The sequence below is a fragment of the Thermoactinomyces vulgaris genome, from assembly GCF_005886755.1.
Taxonomy (GTDB): domain Bacteria; phylum Bacillota; class Bacilli; order Thermoactinomycetales; family Thermoactinomycetaceae; genus Thermoactinomyces; species Thermoactinomyces vulgaris.
Genome location: NZ_CP039710.1, coordinates 1,003,810 through 1,024,009, shown reverse-complemented (window position 1 = coordinate 1,024,009; position 20,200 = coordinate 1,003,810). Strand labels below are relative to the sequence as shown.

Annotated in this window: 19 protein-coding genes; 1 reads left to right on the top strand and 18 read right to left on the bottom strand. The window is 48.6% G+C overall.

What is annotated here, in order from left to right; genetic code table 11:
• Positions 1–55: 55 nt before the first annotated feature.
• The 4 genes from dnaG to ccpN form a co-directional block, all read right to left on the bottom strand.
• Positions 56–1,891 (bottom strand): DNA primase, encoded by a 1,836-nt coding sequence (dnaG, locus tag FA954_RS05290; protein ID WP_037994693.1) that lies wholly within the window; start codon positions 1,889–1,891, stop codon positions 56–58.
• 368 nt (positions 1,892–2,259) lie between these two features.
• On the bottom strand, positions 2,260–4,860 hold the full coding sequence (gene ppdK / locus FA954_RS05285) for a pyruvate, phosphate dikinase (RefSeq protein WP_062843193.1): 2,601 nt from the start codon (positions 4,858–4,860) through the stop codon (positions 2,260–2,262).
• 47 nt (positions 4,861–4,907) lie between these two features.
• The gene (locus FA954_RS05280; protein WP_037994505.1) at positions 4,908–5,723 is read right to left on the bottom strand and encodes a pyruvate, water dikinase regulatory protein; all 816 of its coding nucleotides are present in this window, start codon (positions 5,721–5,723) and stop codon (positions 4,908–4,910) included.
• A 29-nt stretch (positions 5,724–5,752) separates the two neighbouring features.
• Positions 5,753–6,382: a transcriptional regulator CcpN gene (ccpN, locus tag FA954_RS05275; RefSeq protein ID WP_062843147.1), complete on the bottom strand. Its 630-nt coding sequence runs from the start codon at positions 6,380–6,382 to the stop codon at positions 5,753–5,755.
• Between the two features lie 168 nt (positions 6,383–6,550).
• Between ccpN and FA954_RS05270 the strand changes: the two genes are divergently transcribed.
• The gene (locus FA954_RS05270; protein WP_138614915.1) at positions 6,551–7,459 is read left to right on the top strand and encodes an apurinic/apyrimidinic endonuclease family protein; all 909 of its coding nucleotides are present in this window, start codon (positions 6,551–6,553) and stop codon (positions 7,457–7,459) included.
• Positions 7,460–7,494: 35 nt separating this feature from the next.
• Here the strand turns inward: FA954_RS05270 and glyS are convergent, their stop codons facing one another.
• The 14 genes from glyS to floA form a co-directional block, all read right to left on the bottom strand.
• A complete protein-coding gene (gene glyS, locus FA954_RS05265) occupies positions 7,495–9,573 on the bottom strand; it encodes a glycine--tRNA ligase subunit beta (protein ID WP_037994511.1) in 2,079 nt (692 codons plus the stop codon).
• On the bottom strand, positions 9,570–10,457 hold the full coding sequence (gene glyQ / locus FA954_RS05260) for a glycine--tRNA ligase subunit alpha (RefSeq protein ID WP_082240614.1): 888 nt from the start codon (positions 10,455–10,457) through the stop codon (positions 9,570–9,572). Before glyQ ends, glyS begins: the two co-directional genes overlap by 4 nt.
• Positions 10,458–10,777: 320 nt before the next feature.
• Positions 10,778–11,524, bottom strand: coding sequence for a DNA repair protein RecO (gene recO, locus FA954_RS05255; protein ID WP_049720345.1), 747 nt, complete (start codon positions 11,522–11,524; stop codon positions 10,778–10,780).
• Positions 11,525–11,546: 22 nt separating this feature from the next.
• Complete coding sequence (locus FA954_RS05250; protein WP_082813526.1) at positions 11,547–11,681, bottom strand: YqzL family protein; 135 nt, start codon at positions 11,679–11,681, stop codon at positions 11,547–11,549.
• Positions 11,682–11,763: 82 nt separating this feature from the next.
• Positions 11,764–12,669, bottom strand: coding sequence for a GTPase Era (gene era / locus FA954_RS05245; RefSeq protein ID WP_037994701.1), 906 nt, complete (start codon positions 12,667–12,669; stop codon positions 11,764–11,766).
• Positions 12,670–12,770: 101 nt separating this feature from the next.
• Positions 12,771–13,460, bottom strand: coding sequence for a diacylglycerol kinase (locus FA954_RS05240; RefSeq protein ID WP_062843146.1), 690 nt, complete (start codon positions 13,458–13,460; stop codon positions 12,771–12,773).
• A 17-nt stretch (positions 13,461–13,477) separates the two neighbouring features.
• A complete protein-coding gene (ybeY, locus tag FA954_RS05235; protein ID WP_037994518.1) occupies positions 13,478–13,948 on the bottom strand; it encodes an rRNA maturation RNase YbeY in 471 nt (156 codons plus the stop codon).
• Positions 13,945–16,089, bottom strand: coding sequence for an HD family phosphohydrolase (locus FA954_RS05230; RefSeq protein ID WP_175413172.1), 2,145 nt, complete (start codon positions 16,087–16,089; stop codon positions 13,945–13,947). Before FA954_RS05230 ends, ybeY begins: the two co-directional genes overlap by 4 nt.
• A 13-nt stretch (positions 16,090–16,102) precedes the next feature.
• Entirely contained in the window at positions 16,103–17,089 is a 987-nt protein-coding gene (locus FA954_RS05225) for a PhoH family protein (RefSeq protein WP_049720348.1), read from the bottom strand.
• Between the two features lie 4 nt (positions 17,090–17,093).
• Positions 17,094–18,305, bottom strand: a complete 1,212-nt coding sequence (yqfD, locus tag FA954_RS05220) for a sporulation protein YqfD (RefSeq protein ID WP_037994520.1) — start codon at positions 18,303–18,305, stop codon at positions 17,094–17,096.
• Between the two features lie 14 nt (positions 18,306–18,319).
• Entirely contained in the window at positions 18,320–18,577 is a 258-nt protein-coding gene (locus FA954_RS05215; RefSeq protein ID WP_037994522.1) for a YabP/YqfC family sporulation protein, read from the bottom strand.
• 131 nt (positions 18,578–18,708) lie between these two features.
• Entirely contained in the window at positions 18,709–18,897 is a 189-nt protein-coding gene (locus tag FA954_RS13810; protein WP_037994523.1) for an alpha/beta-type small acid-soluble spore protein, read from the bottom strand.
• A 131-nt stretch (positions 18,898–19,028) separates the two neighbouring features.
• Complete coding sequence (locus tag FA954_RS05205) at positions 19,029–19,211, bottom strand: hypothetical protein (RefSeq protein WP_037994524.1); 183 nt, start codon at positions 19,209–19,211, stop codon at positions 19,029–19,031.
• On the bottom strand, positions 19,208–20,197 hold the full coding sequence (gene floA / locus FA954_RS05200) for a flotillin-like protein FloA (RefSeq protein WP_413470650.1): 990 nt from the start codon (positions 20,195–20,197) through the stop codon (positions 19,208–19,210). The genes FA954_RS05205 and floA overlap by 4 nt, the downstream gene beginning before the upstream one ends.
• Between the last annotated feature and the right edge of the window lie 3 nt (positions 20,198–20,200).

Here is a 20,200-nt window from a genome sequence, read left to right as displayed (position 1 = left end):
TCATTTTGTTTGTTCGCCAAGTTCCTTTCCTCCTCCTTTCTGATGAACTCGTTTCCTAAATCCGCATATGCAACTGATTACGCAACTGCGTAACTTCCTTTAACAACTTTGCGGCTTTGACGGGTTCATCAGCACGCGATAGTTGTTCAATCTGTCTCTCCTTTTCTTCAATCTGTTTCAGGAGAGGAACATCTCGTATATGGTGAACACAATCCCTCAATTCCTTTTCCGAAATCTCATCGGGCAACTCCATGAAAGCAAGTTTTGCGGCCACTGATTCCAGATCGGGGTCGGTCAATGTACGGATAAAGGCTCCGGGATCTTCCGGGCTGTCCCGGTCATAGTAAGAATAAAGATAAGCTGCCAACACGGCATAAATTTCTGTATTGAAATCAGCTCCCAAATGGGTTTTCACCCATTCCGTCACTGATCTGCTTCTCATCATATGGGCAATCAGATACATCTCCGATTTCTCGGCAATCGACCGGGGTTGAGCACCTCCGATCAAATGTTTGCCAATCTCTTGATACCCATTATTCCACTTGGAGCCATCTTTATCCCTTTTGCTTTTCTGCTTTATCCGCTTTGCTTTCCGCAGTTCATCTTTCAGGGCATCCAATGAAAGATGAAACTCTCCGGCCAACCGGCGAAGATAGTGATCTTGTTCAATGGCTTGAGGCAACCTGGCAATGACACCGACCGCTTCGGCCAGATATTTCATGCGTTCGTCTTCATCCTGCAAATCATATTTTTTCTTTAGGATTTCCAATTTAAATGCCGTTAATGGCATGGCCGCCGCCAAAATTTCTTCTTTAAACGCCGTCTTTCCGAACCGCCGGATGTAATCGTCCGGATCCAATCCCAAGGGCATTTGCGCGACTTTGACCGTGCATCCTTCATTTTTTAACAATTCAATTCCTCTGAAAGCCGCATTCTGCCCGGCTTCATCGGAATCGTAACTCAAAATGACATGGTCTGAATTTCTCTTCAGGATTCGTGCTTGGGTTTCGCTCAGAGCCGTTCCCAACGTCGCAACACCATTGGGAACCCCTGCCTGCCAGGCAGAGATCACATCCATGTATCCTTCAAACAGAACGGCTTTGGAATGTTTACGTATGTGAGAACGTGCACGATGAAGATTATATAAATGATTCCGTTTATGAAATAATATTGTATCAGGACTGTTCAAATACTTCGGTTGTCCGTCTCCCAATGCCCGTCCGCCAAAGCCGATCACTTTTCCCTGGGCGTCATGAATCGGAAACATCAGGCGATGTCGAAAACGGTCATAATATTTTTTAGTGTATCCTTGTTCACGCGATGTGATTAATCCAACTTTTTCGAGGATCTCTTCGGAAAACCCTCTTTTTTTAAGGAATGACAGTAGAAATTGAAAAGATGAAGGTGCATAGCCAAGTTGAAACTCTTTGACGGCCTCCGGCAGGATTTCCCGTTGCTTGAGATATTGTCTTGCAACACGGCCGTACTTTGTGGAAAGGAGCACATAATGATACAACTTTGCAGTCAGATCGAGAGCTTTTCTCATTTGCCGGCGCATTTGTTCCTCTTCATCGGAAAGATCTTCCGCAACCGGCTTGGGAACGGGAATGCCGGCTTGTTCAGCTAAATGCGTCACGGCTTCGACAAACGTGTACTGCTCCAGCTCCATGACAAATTTGATCACATCTCCGCCTTTCCCGCAACCGAAACAATAAAAAATCTGTTTATCAGGCGCGACCGAAAAGGAAGGAGTTTTCTCTGAATGAAAAGGGCACAATCCAAAATAATTCTTACCGCTTTTTTTCAGGGAAACGGTCTGTTCAATCACATCGACAATATCATACTCTTTTCTGACTTGGTCAATGACTTCATCAGGAATCCTTCCTTTCATATCCATCACTGCTTTCTAAAGAATTCCTAATAAAAGGTATGGATGGATTGATTCCCCTGCACGAATGTTAACTATTCGCCAACATTCGGCAAACTCCTCCTTCAATCCTTTTTTTATAAAATGGCAATATCTGCAAAAAGTGCTTTGACCTTTCCCTATCCCCTTATTCTACATTAAAAATCGCTTCTCCTTCTAGGTGCCTTCTTTTAAAAATCAGGAGGATAAAAAACCAGGGGAATGAATTCATCATCATATCATTGCATTTTATTTTAATTTTGTAAAGAAATCTTTTTAAAGAAAAAATACCCAACGCGTGGGTATTTTTTTAAATAAATTTATTCTAGTACTACTTTCATATTCTTGCAAGCTTATTTCTCCAAAATGACGGCTTGTGCGGCGGCAAGCCTTGCCAACGGAACCCGGAAGACAGAGCAGCTGACATAATTCATCCCGACTTCATGGCAAAATCGGATGGATTCTTTTTCTCCGCCGTGCTCCCCGCAAATGCCGGTCTTTAAGGCTGGCTTTGTGTTTCTTCCTTTTTCCGTCCCGATGCGAACCAGCTCCCCGACACCTTCGCGGTCAAGGCGGATGAACGGGTTATCCGGCAGGATTTTCTGATCCACATAGGTATGCAAAAATTTGCCTTCCGCATCATCCCGGCTGTAGCCGAACGTCGTCTGGGTCAAATCATTGGTTCCGAAAGAGAAGAAATCGGCTTCTTCTGCAATTTGGTCTGCCGTCAAGGCTGCTCTCGGAATCTCGATCATGGTTCCCACCTGATATGAAACGCTTACATTTTCAGCCGCCATGACTTCAGCCGCCACTTGTTCCACCAAGGCACGCATCCGTTTCAATTCCTCCACATGCCCCACCAGCGGGATCATGATCTCCGGCTCCACCCGGATGCCTTCTTTGATGCATTCCACTGCCGCTTGGAAGATCGCTTCTGCCTGCATTCGGTAAATTTCGGGGTGAATGATCCCCAGACGGCATCCCCGGTGCCCCAGCATCGGGTTAAACTCATGGAGGGAACGCACTTTTTTAAGCAAATGTTCTTTTTGGCGGTACTCCCCGGTGCCTTCTTGCCCCGCCACTTGCATTTTGGTGATTTCCACCAGCAAGTCTTCCATATTCGGCAGGAATTCATGCAGCGGTGGATCCAACAGCCGGATGTTGACCGGCAATCCGTCCATCGCCCGGAAAATTCCTTTGAAGTCTTCTTTTTGCATGGGCAAAAGCTCATCGAGCGCCTGTTGTCTTTCTTCCTGGTCATCGGCCAGAATCATCCGTTGCACGATCGGAATCCGCTTGGGATCCATAAACATGTGCTCCGTGCGGCATAATCCGATTCCTTCCGCCCCCAGTTCCCGTGCTTTTTCCGCATCTTCCGGATTGTCAGCATTGGTGCGCACTTTCAACCTTCTGATTTCATCCGCCCATTTCAGCAATTCCCGGAACTCGGGAGTCAATTCGGGATCCTTCATCGGAACTTCGCCGATAAACACTTGTCCGGTTCCCCCGTCGATGGACAAAACGTCCCCTTCCCGGAGGGTCACATCCTCTACGGTCACCGTTTTTTGGCGCAAATCGATTTTCAACTGTTCACATCCGCATACGCATGCTTTTCCCATTCCCCTGGCGACCACGGCAGCATGGCTTGTCATTCCGCCGCGGCTTGTCAAAATCCCTTGTGCCGCCAAAACACCGTGAATATCTTCCGGCGTCGTTTCCGGCCGGACCAACAACACCCGTTTGCCCTCTTTGGCCCAGGCTTCCGCCGTGTCCGCGTCAAAAACAATTTGTCCGGAAGCCGCTCCAGGCGATGCGGGCAATCCTTTGGCCCATGCGGTCAGCTTGGCGTTATGGTCGATCCGGCGGTGTAACATCTGTTCCAATTGCTCCGGTTCGACCCGGATCAGGGCCTCTTCGCGCGAGATGATTCCTTCCCCGGCCATCTGAACGGCAATCTTCACCGCAGCTTGCGAAGTTCTTTTGCCAACTCTCGTTTGCAGAATGTATAATTTTTTATTTTCAATGGTAAATTCAATATCCTGCATATCCCGGTAAGCGCTTTCCAATTGGTTGCAGATGCGGACCAACTCCTCATAAACATCCGGCATCTCTTTTTCCAGATCGGCGATCGGTTTGGGAGTGCGAATGCCGGCCACCACATCTTCCCCTTGCGCGTTAAACAAAAACTCCCCGTATAACTCTTTCTCCCCGCTGGAAGGGTTTCGTGTGAAGCAAACCCCCGTCCCTGATTCATTCCCCATGTTCCCGAAAACCATGGTTTGCACATTGACGGCCGTTCCCAAATCATCCGGAATTCCGTTCATTTTCCGGTAAATTTTGGCCCGGTTGTTATTCCATGAAGAGAACACGGCTACAATGGCTTGTTTCAATTGCTCCATCGGCTCCTGGGGGAAAGGGTTTTTGGTTTCCTTCCAAATCAGTTCTTTAAACGCGCGAATCACTTCCTGCCAATCCTCTGCATCCAGTTCGGTATCCAGTTCAACGCCTTTTTTCTCTTTCACCTTTTGGATGACTTGTTCGAATTTGTAATGATCCACGCCCAACACGACATCCCCGAACATTTGGATAAACCGTCGGTAACAATCATAGGCAAAGCGGGGATTGCCGGTTTGCCCGGCCAGGCCGGCCGCCGTTTGGTCATTGAGCCCCAGATTCAAAATCGTATCCATCATGCCCGGCATGGAAAATTTGGCGCCTGAACGGACCGAGACCAGCAACGGGCGCTTGGGATGGCCCAGTTTTTTTCCGGTTTCTTTTTCCAGACCGGATATCGCTTCTTTCACCTGCTCCAATAATTCTTCTTTTAACCCTTCCCCGCTTTTCAGAAAGTCATTGCACGCTTCGGTGGTGATGGTAAATCCCGGCGGAACGGGCAGACCGACACGGGTCATGTCTGCCAGATTCGCCCCTTTGCCTCCCAACAAATCTTTCATGTCCCTGTTTCCTTCATGAAAACGGTAAACCTGTTTCAAACCCACTGCTATTGTCCCCCTTTTTGAATGATATCCAGTATGAGATTTGCTGTTTCTTCCACGGCTTTGTTGGATACGTTGATCACCGGGCATCCCAGGCGGCGAATCACCCGTTCTGCATAATCCAGCTCTTCCAGGATCCGCTCCATGCTCGCATAGTTGGCACCGGAAGCCAGCCCCAATGCTTTCAGCCTTTCCGTCCGGATGTGATTTAATTGTTCCGGATCAATGGTCAGGCCGATAATGCGATGTGAGGGAACTTGCAGCAACTCTTCCGGCGGTTCCACTTCCGGAACAAGCGGGACGTTGGCCACTTTAAAGCGCTTGTGGGCCAAATACATGGACAGCGGTGTTTTCGAAGTCCGGGAAACCCCCACCAATATGACATCGGCTTTCAAAAGGCCCCGCGGATCTTTGCCGTCATCATATTTCACGGCAAATTCGATCGCTTCCACTTTGCGGAAATAATCTTCATCCAACTGGTGGATCAGCCCCGGCTTGTATTTGGGTTCATGCTGAAACAGCTCAGACATGCCTTGAATCATCGGCCCCATGATATCCACATAAGGGACTTGCTTGCGTCCGGCCTCTGTGATCAGGAGCTCTTGCAATTCCGGAACCACCAAAGTAAAAGCGATCAGCGCTTTTTCCTCTTTGGCGGCTTGTACCGTCTCAATGACGGTATCCGCATCGTTCACATAAGGGATGCGGCGGATTTCGATTTCTCCCCCGTTAAACTGGCTGGAAGCAGCTTTGACCACCAGTTCTGCTGTCTCTCCCACGGAATCGGAAACGACATATACGACTCGTTGCTTTTCTGACATATAAGGTCATACTCCCTCCCTTAATTTCTTCAAGGTTGTCCAAGCTCGACAAATACTTTGACCAGCGTCGTTTTGCTGATCCGGCCGATCACTTCGAGTTGCTGTTCATCCCCGTCGACCGGGCGAACCACCGGCAAAGAATCCACTTCATGGCGCATCATCTGTTTCGCCGCATAGTAAAGGGTATCTTCCGGCTTGCAAGTGATGATGTTCGGCATCCGGGTCATCACGACCCCGATGGGCATCGATTGCAATTCTTGTTTTCCCATCGCCGCCTGCAATAAGTCTTTCCGTGACACAACACCGACCAGATTGCCTTCTTTTTTTATCACGTAGAGCGAACCGACATCTTCCAAAAACATGGTGCAAATCCCGTCATAAACCGATGTGTGTTCCTGTACGACCACCGGGCGGGATTTGTAATCTTTCACCAGCAAATGACGGATATGTTCCCCCATCAGTTGGTTCGCGGTCTTTCCCGAGTAAAAATAGCCGACACGCGGTCTGGCTTCAAGAAAACCGGCCATGGTCAAGATTGCCAGATCAGGCCGCAACGTGGCTCTGGTTAAGTGAAGTTTGTCGGCAATATGTTCTCCTGTAATCGGACCCTCTTCCTTGACAATCTCCAGGATTTTCTCTTGACGCTTTGTGAGCTCGATTTTTTCACACCTCCCACGAAAGCCTTGCTTTTATTAATTGTGACATACTTTTGATCAAAAATCCATGTTTAGTATATAACATTTTTCATCCTTCTTACCAGTGTAATTTTTATCGCTTTTTGAGTTAACATAAGGGTAGATTTGAATCCCGATGATGGAGGACACACCATGTTATTCAACCATCCGATTGCAGTCAGTTGTTCGTGTGATTATTCTTGTTTTCATCATGCCAAAGCCCATGATGTGCAGTATATTGAAGTTCAACTTCCTGAAAAGCCCTTTGATCCCGGCCAATTCCGGGACATGATCAACACCGGCCGGCTCCGGCCCGTCGCTTTTCGGATGCCGCCTTCCGCGGGGCTTGGAACCGGGGCATTCAACCCTGAAGACTGGGAAAAATGGCTTCATCTTTTGCATCAATCCACCGATGAAAAAGGCCGCCGCCTCATCTGCAGCGGTCGGAAAGTTCCGCTCGGCATTATATTTGAATACCTGGACCGTCATCCCACGGACTTTTCCGCATTGCAGGACTTTAAAGATCAATATGTGAAAACCATCGCATCCCAACTGGAAGAGATTCAAAAACTTTGCCGGCCCCTTGGGTTTGAACTGTATTTGGAAAATGCCCCGATGGGGGGAGAACACTACTTTGAACCGGGACGCGCCGATTTGTATCCGGCTCTGCGAACCCCCCGACATTTACTGGAAATCGCCGAAAACACGGGTGTGCGCCTTTGTTTTGACACTGCCAACGCCTGCATCACGTCCAATGTGCTCACCTACATGCACCGATCCCGGAGTTTGTTTGCTGGGGCAACCGAACAAGAAATCACCCACAGAACCAACAACTGGGTGGATTTTTATCAACAGATTCAAAAACATGTGGGATTGGTCCGCCTTTCTTATGCCCACAGCTGGGGGGACACCAAAACCACTCACCACATCCCGTTCCCTCCGTCTGCTTACGGGGAATTGATTCAATTTGCCGAGCTGATCCGGGAGCAAACCCCCGTCATTCTCCCGGGGGAACATTTGGAGGAAATGATCCAAACCCTCCATCAATTGAAAAAAAGCTGAGCAAAAAAAGAAACAGCTTTGAAGCTGTTTCTTTTTTAAGCGAAAACGATCTGGTTAAAATCAGCAAACCGGTGAATCAATCGGGTGACGTCACTAAGCAATGCAAGGCGGTTACTTTTGATTTCCTCTTCTTCCACCATCACCATCACCCGGTCAAAGAAGTGATGAATATCGGGTGCCATTTGCGCCAGGGCTTGATACATGCCAAGGAAATCTTGTTGCTTTTCCGCTTCCTCATAACCGGCTTTCACTTCTTCCAACCGGCGGTAAAGCGCCTTTTCAGCATCCTCCCGGAAAAGGGACGGATCCGGCGTGGAATCTTCGGCATTTTTCGCCAATCGCGCAACACGCGTAAACCCTTCAACTTCTTCTTTAAACGCTTCCCGTCCGACTTGCCCCATCAATACCCGGGCTTTTTCAACGACTTGCACGGGATGGGAAAGATCGGAGGCCAATACCGCATCCATCACATCATACCGGATTTGCTGCTCCTGCAATACCGTACGCAGGCGGAGCGCAAAGAATTCATGCAGTTCTTTTTCCAGTTCGCCGGGATGCTTTTGAAGCAATCCGGCATCGTCCAGTTGCGCCAAGGAAAGTTGCCACAATTGCTTTAAAGAAAGCTTGTGGTAATCCCCGGCCAACAAAATCTGGATGATCCCCTGCGCTTTTCTGCGCAAGCCGTAGGGGTCTTGTGATCCGGTCGGCTGAATCCCGATTCCAAAGCTGGACACAATTGCATCGATTTTATCAGCAAGCGAGAGCAATCCGGCAATTCTCCGGCTTGGGAGGGCATCTCCGGAAAAACGGGGCAAATGGTGCTCATACACGGTTTCGGCCACTTCCGTTTCCTCTCCGGCATTCAGTGCATAAGTGCGCCCCATGATTCCTTCCAGTTCGGGAAATTCCCCGACCATCTGGGTCACGGCGTCAAACTTGCAAATGTGCGCCGCCCGTTTTAATTGAGACCGCTCTTTTTCCGAAAGGCCGATCCCGTCAGCCAGTTGTGCGGCAAGTGCTACGAGCCGGCGCACCCGATCTCCCAGGCTTCCCAATTCATCTTGATACACAATCTGATCCAATTTTTGTACGGCATCATCCAACGCAAGCTTTAAATCTTCTTCATAGAAGAAGCGGGCATCAGACAAGCGGGCACGGAGCACCTTCTCATTTCCTTTGGCCACCGTTTCCAAATATTGGTCATCTCCGTTGCGGACCGTCACAAAATAAGGCAATAACCGGCCGTTTTGATCTTCCACCGGAAAATAACGTTGATGTTCCCGCATGGTGGTGACCAACACTTCACGCGGCAGAATCAGAAACTCTTCATCGTATTGCCCGTACAACACCGTCGGGTATTCCACCAGATGGGTAATCTCCTTCAACAAGCCTTCCTCTGTCGGAATCACCCAACCCTTTTCTTCCTCCAACCTTCTCAGCTGGTTCAAAATGGCATTTCTTCTCGTCTCCACGTCGGCCAAAACATATTGCTGATTCATCACCTCTTCATAAGCACCGGCTTCCGGAATCACCGCTTCGCTTCCCAAAAAGCGATGCCCCCTGGTTTGATTGCCTGCCGTCAGCCCCGCCCACCGGACGGGAATGATTTCGTCTCCCAACAGACAAACCAGCCAGCGCACCGGACGGATAAACCTGACCCGCGAATTCCAGCGCATGGTCTTTGGAAAATGGAATTGGTTCAGCAAAGACGGAATCCCTTCCGGCAACAACTCCGCCGTCCGTTTTCCGGGTTGGTGAATTTTGGCAAAAACGTAGTTTTCCCCTTTCACCTCTTTGAGAACAAGTTGTTCGGGATCCACCCCTTGTTTTTTGGCAAATCCCTGAGCCGCTTTGCTCCAGGTGCCATCCTCCAGCTTGGCGATTTTTTCCGCAGGCCCTCTCACTTCTTTATACACGTCTTCTTGCCGTTCCAAAACGCCTGTGACACAAACGGCCAACCGGCGCGGGGTTGCATAGGTTTTGCAATGGCTGTATTGAACCCGGTTTTCTTCCAGCCAACCGGTCAACTTGTCTTTCAGCTGGGCCGCCGCATCATCCACAAACCGGGCCGGAATTTCCTCGCAACCGATTTCCAGCAACAAATCCTTGCTCATTTGCTTCTTCCCCCTTCTTGTTTTAATAAGGGATAACCCAATTTCTCCCTTTGCTCGACGAAAGCTTTGGCGATTTTCCGGGCCAGGTTTCGCACCCGTCCGATATAACCGGTCCGCTCCGTCACACTGATCGCTCCCCGGGCTTCCAGCAGATTGAAGACATGCGAGCATTTCAGCGCATAGTCATATGCCGGGAAAACCAATTGGTCCTCCAAAGCCCTCATCGCTTCTTTCTCAAAGTCGTCAAACTGGCGGAAGAGCCACTCTTTATTGGAGACTTCAAAGGTATATTTGGAATGCTCATATTCCGGCTGGCCAAACACATCGCCATACTTTACGCCATCCACCCATTCAAGGTCAAAGACATTTTCCTTTTCCTGAATGTAAGAGGCCAAGCGTTCCAATCCGTAAGTCAATTCCACGGAAACCGGATCCACATCCAGACTGCCCACTTGTTGGAAATATGTAAATTGGGTCACTTCCATCCCGTCCAGCCATACTTCCCATCCCAGTCCGGCCGCGCCGAATGTCGGGTTTTCCCAGTTGTCTTCCACAAACCGGATATCATGCTTGGACGGGTCAATCTCCAACGCTTCCAAGCTTTTTAAATAGATTTCCTGAATGTTGTCCGGTGCCGGCTTTAACAGCACTTGAAATTGATGGTGCTGGTAAAGGCGGTTGGGATTTTCCCCGTAACGGCCATCCGCCGGACGCCGGGAAGGTTCCACATACGCCACGTTCCACGGTTCCGGACCCAACGCCCTTAAAAAAGTCATTGGATTTAAGGTTCCGGCCCCTTTTTCCGTATCGTAGGGCTGGGCGAGGATACAACCATGCGAAGCCCAATAATCTTGCAATCGTTTGATCATCTCCTGCATGTTCACAGCTTTCCACCTCCGTCAAATTTCCACCTAAAAAACCTCTCATCCCTGACAAAACCCATGGTTTTCTCATAGGGACGAGAGGTTTTCCCGCGGTTCCACCCTATTTGACCCGGACTTGGTCCAGGCCCGCTTTTTATCATACAGCGCTTAAGAACTGCCTTCACCAATTGCCCGGACCGGGCTCCCACCATCCCCGGCTCGCTGTTCACACAGACAGATTTGGCTACTCCTTTTCTCTCATCGCGCCGATCTTCAAATTTTAATAATGGTATAGCAAAAATCCTTTCAAATGTCAATATCCATGAAAAAATCCGGAAGTCTCACGTCCAGATTTTTTTGAACTGCTCCAGCAGTTGCAAGGATTTCAGCCGAACCGGCAAATACTCTTCAACAAATCCCCGGATCATTTTTTCCAACTGCTCTTTGGTCTCCGGTTTCACATCGATTTTACCGAGCCGGTGCGGATCGACTTGTTGCAGGATCCGCAAAATCCGGATGCTTGCCTCCGATACCAAAATCCCGTCTCGATCCTGATCCTGACAACTTTCGCATAACCAACCGCCCTGACGGATACTGAAACGGACAGGACGCCGTCCGGAACAACAAGAAACACACCGGTCCGTCTCCGGAGTGTATCCCGCCGTCCTCAACACTCTGAGTTCCAAAATAAAGGTTAAGATGTCAGGGTCCTTTTTTTGTTCCAAATGCTCCAACAAGCTGGTCAACAAATCGTACATAGAAGGATCCGCTTCTTTTTCTTCCGTCGTTTTGTCGATCAACTCCAGCCAGTAGGCGCCATATGACGTCAACAAGAGATCAGAACGCAATAAATGATGAGAAGAAATGAGATCAGCTTGCGACAACGTCGCGATGTTCCCGTTTCCAAAACTGACAAAATGAGCCCGGGTAAACGGCTCGGTCACGGCTCCAAAACGGCTTTTCGTTTTCTTGGAGCCTCTGGCCATAAAAGAAACTTTCCCCTGGTTTTTCGTATAAACGGTTAGAATTTGATGGCTCTCTCCGTAATCGCGAGCTTTCAGGACAATCCCCTCATATTTGTTTAACACCAGTTAACCGCCCTTTCCCGTGTCAGCCGCTTTCCTTCTCATCCCGCTCTTTTTGCGCTTTTTCTTCATTCTCTTTTATGTTTTCGAGGCTTTTGAGCAAGAGATATGCATCGATACTGCCAGTCACTTCAAAGCAACTCCATAAGAAATTGCGCAACCAGTATCACCCTTTCCGTATTTTACAACTTTAGGATGACCTTTTGAGCGGGAGAGTATAAGAAGGAAAATTTGTCATTTTTTCAGATCTCTTCTTCCGTGTAACCCAGTTGACGCAACATGATATCTTCATTGGTCCAGTCTTTTTTCACTTTGACCCACAAATCAAGGAAAATCTTCACACCCAGCAAACGCTCGATTTCAACCCGGGCACGCGTGCCGACTTCTTTCAGCAAGGCTCCTTTTTTTCCGATCAGGATGCCTTTTTGTGAAGGCCGCTCAGCATATATCGTTGCCAACACATCCACGATGTCCTTCCCGGGTCTCCGCTTCATTTCCTCGACAACGACCGCCACCGAATGCGGAATCTCTTCCCGGGTCAGTTCGAGGACTTTTTCCCGGATTAATTCACTGACGATAAACCGTTCGGGATGATCGGTCACCTGGTCGGACGGATAATATTTCGGCCCTTGCGGCAAATACTGAAAAACCTGTTGGATCAGCGTTCCCGTATTATTTCCGTTCAGCGCCGAAATCGGCACCACTTCCGCAAACGAAAAATCTTTGCGGTATTTGTCAATGAGCGGCAACAGATCATCCGGATGCACCTGGTCGATTTTATTGACAACCAAAAAAACAGGTGTTTTGACATCCTTTAAATGGTTCATGATAAATTCATCCCCGGGACCTTTTCCTGCGACCGCATCCACCAGAAACAGGATCAAATCCACTTCTTCCAAGGCATTGTGCGATGCCCTGACCAGCATTTCCCCCAATTTGGATTGCGGCTTGTGAATCCCCGGTGTATCCAGGAAAACAATTTGTCCGTTTTCTTCGGTGTAAACCCCCCGGATCTTGTTGCGGGTGGTTTGCGGTTTGTCGGACATAATGGCGATCTTTTGCCCGATCACATGATTCATCAAAGTCGATTTTCCCACATTCGGTCGCCCGATCAAGGCTACAAATCCTGAACGAAATTCACTTCCCAAGTCAATATCCCCTTTCAAAAATTGCTTGGCCCTTCTTGTAAAGAATGGTTGCCAAGCAATGGTCTTTTTCTTTATCTATTTTCACCGGAAACGGCCGGTTCTTACAAGAACTGCGCGCCAATCAGGGCCACCAAAATCCCCAGGCAGACGCCAAAAAACACCGGTTTCCGCGAAGAACGGAAGCGGAGGCGGGTGCCGATCAACATGGCAAAAAGCACAAGGACCAATAAGGTGATCAAAAAATGACCGATGACACCGATCAGTAATACCGAAACACAACCGGCAATGGATGCAACCATACTGGGCTCCCAACTTCCACGATCCACACGTTGCAACCAGCCCTTTATGAAAAGCGTGAGGAAAAAGTCAAACACAATGATGACTGCAAGACTGATATTGGCCGGAATCGTCTTTTGGTTGATGGCCAGGGTAAACAAAGCATCCAGATGCGGATAAAAAACACTGATTCCGATGATCACGGCAAATCCGGCGGTAAGAAGCACCGCACCGGCTGCGACATCTTTGGCCACTTTGGCAAGCGGATGATACTCACCGGTGACCATATCGACGACGGCTTCAATGGCCGTATTAATCAATTCAGCAAACAGGACGAGGACGATTGCGACAAACAAGACCAGAACTTCCACTTTGTTCATCGGGAGCGTGAGGCTCAGCAAAAGAACCCCCAATGCCACCAAAAAATGAAACCGCATGTTCCGTTGCGTCACAATCGTGTATTTTAATCCTTCCAAAGCGTAGACAAAACTGCGTAACAGTTTGGTCACTTTCATGAAAGACATCCTCCCTTTTACCGGTGCAAACCTGCTTGCTGTAAGATCTCCTCCTGTCTTTGGAACATTTCCTTTTCTTCTTCCGCCGTTTCATGATCATATCCCAACAAATGCAAAAAACCGTGTACGGCCAGAAAGCCCAGTTCCCGTTCGAGGGAATGGCCGTATTCTTCCGCCTGCTCCTTCGCTTTGGGGTAAGAAATCACAATATCCCCGAGCGGCACGGTTTCTTCTTCTTCCGAGATCACCCATTCCTCCCCCGGTTCCCACAGGGGAAACGACAAGACATCGGTGGGACGGTCCACCTGGCGATACTCCTTGTTCAACGCATGAATCTGTTCATTGTCCACCACCGTGACCGCCACATCCGCCGGAGGCAGGTTTTCAGCCCGGGCGGCGGCCCGGAGCGCTTTTAATATCACCGAAAGTGACTCTTGTTCGGCTTCGTTTAAGGGAGTTTCCACTTGCAAATCGATGACTAAACTCATTCTTTCTTGACTCCTTTGGCATTTCCTGTTTCATCCGGATATTCGATGCGCGAATGAAAGATTCCCTGCAAGGTTTCGCAAACCGATTTTTCAATCAAATCAAGCTCCCTCAGGGTCAGGTCACATTCATTGAACTGTCCGTCCTCCAACCGCTCCCGAATGATCTTTTTGACCATGTTTTCGATGCGGGACGGAGTCGGTCTGGACAGCGACCGGACAGCTGCTTCCACACAATCACAGATTCCGACAATCGCGGCCTCTTTAAATTGTGCTTTGGGCCCGGGGTAACGGTAATCTTCTTCACGCACATTCTCCATTTGTTCTTTGGCTTTAAAATAAAAATATTTGATCAAGGTGGTTCCGTGATGTTGGGCGGCGATATCCTGAATCGGTTTGGGGATATTGTGGGACTTTAACAACTCCACCCCGTCTTTGGCATGGGAAATGATAATGCTTTTGCTTAAATTGGGCGATATTTTGTCATGGGGATTTTCCTTGGACAATTGATTTTCGATAAAAAATTGCGGACGTTTGGTTTTGCCCACATCATGATAATAAGCCCCCACCCTCGCCAGCAATCCGTTGGCGCCGATCGCTTCGGCCGCCGCTTCCGACAAGTTTCCGACCATCACCGAATGGTGGTAAGTCCCCGGACTTTGAATCAGCAACTTTCGCAACAACGGATGGTTCGGATTTCCGAGTTCAATGAGACGCATCGGGGACAAAATGCCAAAAAGCGTTTCCAAATAGGGGAGAAAACCCATGGTCAAAACAGCCGAAAAGATCCCGCCCAACATGGCAAAACCGATCGACTGCAACAATTCATTCAAGGTTCCCTCCACCGGCATCATAAACCAGATGGCCATCACCGGAATCACGGAAGCCAGCGAAGAAATAAGCCCCGCCTTCAAAATGGCGCTTCTTTTTCGCACATCGCCCAACGCAAACGCCGCCGTCATCCCGCTCACCAGTGAAACCAGACCGTACCGGTAATCAAACAGCAAATGATTATCCCCGTTAAACAACACACTGCAGAAGATCGACAAAAAGACCGTGCAGATCAAAGACAAGCGTATGTTGAGCAATAAAGTGATCAGCATGGATCCCAATCCGACCGGAACCAGATATCCGATTTTGCTCCATTCGAGATTTTGGCCGTAAGACACCACTTTCATCCCGATCAGCGTGAGCAGCAAGATGCAAAACAGCAACAACAAGTTCCGGTTATTATGGTGATTTTCCTGATCAAAGCGGTAAATGTAATAATATAAAAGACCCATGATGGTAAAGACAAACAAAAGGATTCCCAGATGTGTCTGCAATTGGGTATCTTTTTTCAGCAGGCCCAATTCTTGCAATTTTCGATACTGGTCATCCGTCACCACTTCTCCGTAAGCGACGATGATTTGCCCTTTGTTGATGGGAATCGGCTTGACCGCCTCCTGTACAGCCTGTTTTTGCTGTTCGGTCTGATTCTTGTCATAAAATTCATTGACAACCAGGCTTTTTTTCGCCAGTTCACTCACCAGGGCCTGCTCTTCATTGTTCAGGGTGTTAACGCTGAGATATAAGGTCTGATCCACTTTTTCCTGCATTTTTTTCAGTTCGTCTTCCCGAACCCCTTCTTGTAAGATTTCAGACACAATTTGGCGGGCGGTCAAACGAATCACTTGCAGGCGGTTCAGCGAAACATTCAACAGTTTTTGGTAAAACCCGTCTGAAAACCCCAAGGAAAAAGTGGCTTCAAAATCATTTTTTAATTTCTCCCGCTTTTCATCCGCATCGATCGGCTTCTCCAAAATTTCTTTGGCCATCACAAAAATGGAATCAATCTTTCCGATTTGCTGCATGGTTAAATGATCATCTTTGATGTACACCGGCTCCACGGATGCAGCCGCTTTTTTCCTTGCCTGATTGGTCGCATATTCATCCACTTTGGTAACGGGGGACACCACCGTAGCCGGACTGGGCTCCCCGAGGGTGATATCATATTGGTCGGGCAACACATGATGGATCAGCAATAAATAGAACGCGATCCCGAAGATCGCGTACATCAGAATCTTAACACGCCAGCTTGTTTTCCAATCCTTTAAAAGAAACCAATGGCTCACACCAGAGGTCGGTTCTTTGCTCTCTTTCATCGAAACCGGCTCCTTATCTGTTCTCCTCTTCTTTTGAATCGGCTTCATAAGCATCAATGATTTTCTGTACCAAGGTATTGCGGACAACATCGGCTTGTCCCAAATAAACAAAGCTGATTTCCGGAATCGATTTCAAAATCCGTTCGGCTTCTTTCAAACCGGACTTTTTGCCTCTCGGCAAATCAATCTGCGTCACATCTCCCGTGACCACCATTTTGGAACCAAAACCTAGACGGGTCAAAAACATTTTCATCTGTTCAGGGGTCGTGTTTTGCGCTTCATCCAAAATCACAAACGAATCCTCCAAGGTCCGGCCCCTCATGTAAGCCAACGGGGCAACTTCAATCAACCCCCGTTCCATCATTTTATTCATTTGCTCGGTGCCCAGCATCGTATATAAGCTGTCATAAAGCGGACGCAAATAAGGATCCACTTTCTCCTGCAGATCCCCGGGCAAAAAGCCCAGATTTTCTCCAGCTTCGACAGCCGGGCGGGTTAAAACAATCCGTTTCACCCGATGGGCTTTCAGTGCCGACACGGCCATCACCACCGCCAAGAACGTTTTACCGGTTCCGGCCGGACCCACACCAAAAACAATGTCCGATTTTTGAATGGCCGTCACGTAATGGCGCTGTCCCAACGTTTTGACCCGGATGGCTTTCCCTTTTTGGGTCACACCGATTTCTTCCTGGTACAATTCCAGCAATTCATCGGCCATCCCCTGTTCCGCCAGGCGGTGAGCATACACCACATCCCTTTCGGTCACTTGCATCCCGCGGCGAATGAGGGTGATCAGTACCCGGAACAATTCCTCCAATATTTCAACATCCCCGGGCCGACCTTGGATCAGCACCTCTCCCCCGCGCGAAATGATTTGGGCATTGGTGTTTCTTTCAATTTGTTTCAAATAAGCATCATGGGGGCCAAAAAGGCTCAGGGCTTCCGCCCCGTTGCGCAAATGAATTTTTACGGTTTTGTTCTCTTCACGTGGATTTTGCAATGGCTCATTCTCCTTGCAGAATCGGTTGGATTTTAGCGATATTTTCAATCACATCAAAGTGTACTTTCAAATAAACTTTACCATTCTCTTGGCGCTTCTGCAAAACTTTTTGCCCCAAAATCCGCCCGTCCGATCCGGTTTTTTTAAGTAAATCCTCCTTGGCGTGAACCAGTCCTTCCTGAACGGCTTCATCAACCGACAACCGTTCTTTCATCCACTCCATTTCCAACTCTTCCCGTTCCACCCAGCCAACAGGAAGTTCCCACCGGCCCAACTTCAGAAAGTGAAAATGATCCATTACCTCGGTTGATTTATACGGCGGTTTTCTGTGAAAAGGATTTTTCATCACATGGGAAAACAGATAAGGATAAACATGTTTTTCGCGTCGTCCCGTATACACTTTTCTTTTTCGTTCGAGCGGAATCTCGACACTGGACTCATACCAAACCTCTCCCCATACTTTTCCCTTTGCACCCACTATTTTTTTCGATTTTGAATCATTTAAGTCCCCGTAAATTCCCGATACCAAAATTTGGCCTTCTTTGACGACATCATTCACCTCGACCATCGGATTGCCCCGTTCCACTTTCAGATCGTAAATCAATGCGTTTTTGGTGGCAACCAAATGCACGGGTCCGGCATCGCCGTTTTGTTCCCCGGACGGATCCTTCTCCCTTTTTTCCACCACGGTCACCACCACCCGTGTCCCTTCAACGCGGACGCCGACCCAGGAAGCCTGCGGCAGTTGGGACAGCAAACGGTATTGGACTTCTTCCCGGTCCGGCAAACGCATCTTCCATTGGCCTGGATACACGCCTTCTTTTTTTAATAAAGCTTGTACGTGTTGCACGGGAATCTTCTCCGTCCCTTCCACTTTCACATTCCACACCAGCGAGGTGAACAAAAGAATCAAGACAAAAAACAAAACAGAGCCCGCAACGAAGAACTTCCTCCTTTTCAAGCGCTTTAATAAAAAAGGAAGTCCTTCTTTTTTCACAATCCTCACCCGGTTGCGTGATTTACGCGCAATCCGGTAGAAAGAGAGAAACTCCGACAGTGGCACTTTTAACCGGATGCGATGCCCGTCCAGCCATTCGATATTTTCCAGTTCCATCCCCTGCTGAACCGCTTGGTTTAGCAAAGAAGTCAAATGCTCCCCTTCGCAAATACATTCGATTTTTCCTTTGAAATTGGATGGTAAGATGTTGGATGACACGCCGGGTCCTCCTCTTATTCCTGAAATTGAAAGCCCTGAATTTTTCCTTCAACCCATACCACTTCAGGCTGAATGGCTTTGATTTTTAATTGCTTTCCTTCGATCTTCAAAATTCCGGTTTTTGTCTTTAGCAACAATTCATCGGCGTTAAATTTCTCAATCTCCTGATAATTTTCCACTTGCATGGTCATTGAGCCGATGATCTCAATCCGCGGAGCATCACTTGCCACATGAACCGGTAAATCCAACCAATCCGAAGCCCATTTGCGCATGGTTTTCAGCCTTCCTCTCCACCCGCCCCTTCTTTTGTACCATCCTTATGCTTCGATGTACTCCGTTATGTTTCGTTCCTTCCAACCAAAAAAGCATGGGAACCGTGAATCACCCATGCTTGTCAACCCGTTTATTCATTCAATTGTTTTTGCGCTTGCGAAATGAGCCGTTTCGTGATCTCACCGCCGACGGAACCATTGGCACGGGCCGCCGTGTCAGAACCCAACTTCACTCCGAATTCCGAAGCAATTTCTTCTTTGAACTGGTTTAAGACCTGCCGGGCACCGGGAACGAGCAATCGGTTGGAACGGTTGGCCACCTTCTTCACCTCCTTTGTTTTTTTAGTATGAGTGTACGGATTGAATCCATGACAGAGATTTATTTCCTTGGTTGGGATAAAAAAGAAAAGTCCGTTCCCCCGCAAGGAACGGACTTTTTGTTTGATATGCATTAAAAGCGGCGATACCGGACCCAGGAAAATGGTTTCAAGGCCCGGGGCGCTCCCAAAATTTCACTCATCAAAAATCCCCGGCGAAGCTCGGAACGGGTCAGCCAAAGCGATGCCTCCGGATCATTTTTTGTCTCCTCTCTCTGATTCCCTTCCACCTTCTCCTTCACTTCTTCAAAAATCATTCTTTATCTCCACCATTCTCCTTGAGGTCATCTCCGCGCAGGGAACGGCGCATTTTGGTGTCGGCTTCAATATTTTGCAACATGTAATAATCCATAAAGCCCATTTTTCCGGAACGCAACGCTTCGGCCAAAGCCAATGGAACCTGGGACTCCGCCTCGATCACTTTGGCTTTCATCTCTTGAACGCGTGCTTTCATTTCCTGTTCCGCGGCCACCGCCATGGCCCGCCGTTCTTCGGCTCTCGCCTGGGCAATCTTCTTGTCCGCTTCGGCTTGGTCAATTTGCAAAGAAGCGCCGATGTTTTTTCCGATATCGACATCCGCAATGTCAATGGACAAGATTTCAAACGCTGTCCCCGCATCCAAACCTTTGCTTAAAACAGTGTTGGAGATCATGTCGGGATTTTCCAAGACTTCTTTGTGGTTTTCCGCCGATCCGTTGGTGGTGACAATCCCTTCCCCCACGCGGGCAATGATGGTTTCTTCACCGGCGCCTCCGACCAAACGGTCGATGTTGGCACGCACCGTCACCCGCGCAATCACCTTGACTTCGATTCCGTCTTTACAAACTGCAGAAACTTCCGGGGTTTCAATCACTTTGGGGTTGACGCTCATCTGCACGGCTTCCAGCACGTCCCGTCCAGCCAAATCAATGGCTGCCGCCCGTTCAAACACCAGGTCGATATTGGCACGTTGTGCCGCAATCAAAGCATCCACCACACGATCCACGTTTCCGCCTGCCAAATAATGCGTTTCCAATTGGGAAATATCCACATTCAATCCGGCTTTACGCGCCTTGATCAACGGATTGACAATGCGGGCAGGAGTAATCCGGCGCAACCGCATACCGATCAGGGTGGTCAAACCGATGTAAACCCCCGAGGCCATGGCCGTGATCCACAGCATGACCGGAACAAAGGAAAAAAACAGGGAAATCGCGATGATAATCAAGATAACCGAAAACAACGAACCAAAATCCATACCCATTTC

Coding starts and splice junctions, on each gene's coding strand:
- dnaG (WP_037994693.1), bottom strand. CDS start 1,891: ATGAAAGGAAGGATTCCTGATGAAGTCATTGACCAAGTCAGAAAAGAG.
- ppdK (WP_062843193.1), bottom strand. CDS start 4,860: ATGAAAGATTTGTTGGGAGGCAAAGGGGCGAATCTGGCAGACATGACC.
- FA954_RS05280 (WP_037994505.1), bottom strand. CDS start 5,723: ATGTCAGAAAAGCAACGAGTCGTATATGTCGTTTCCGATTCCGTGGGA.
- FA954_RS05270 (WP_138614915.1), top strand. CDS start 6,551: ATGTTATTCAACCATCCGATTGCAGTCAGTTGTTCGTGTGATTATTCT.
- glyS (WP_037994511.1), bottom strand. CDS start 9,573: ATGAGCAAGGATTTGTTGCTGGAAATCGGTTGCGAGGAAATTCCGGCC.
- FA954_RS05240 (WP_062843146.1), bottom strand. CDS start 13,460: ATGAAAGTGACCAAACTGTTACGCAGTTTTGTCTACGCTTTGGAAGGA.
- ybeY (WP_037994518.1), bottom strand. CDS start 13,948: ATGAGTTTAGTCATCGATTTGCAAGTGGAAACTCCCTTAAACGAAGCC.
- FA954_RS05230 (WP_175413172.1), bottom strand. CDS start 16,089: ATGAAAGAGAGCAAAGAACCGACCTCTGGTGTGAGCCATTGGTTTCTT.
- FA954_RS05215 (WP_037994522.1), bottom strand. CDS start 18,577: ATGCGCAAATGGGCTTCGGATTGGTTGGATTTACCGGTTCATGTGGCA.
- FA954_RS05205 (WP_037994524.1), bottom strand. CDS start 19,211: ATGATTTTTGAAGAAGTGAAGGAGAAGGTGGAAGGGAATCAGAGAGAG.
- floA (WP_413470650.1), bottom strand. CDS start 20,197: ATGGGTATGGATTTTGGTTCGTTGTTTTCGGTTATCTTGATTATCATC.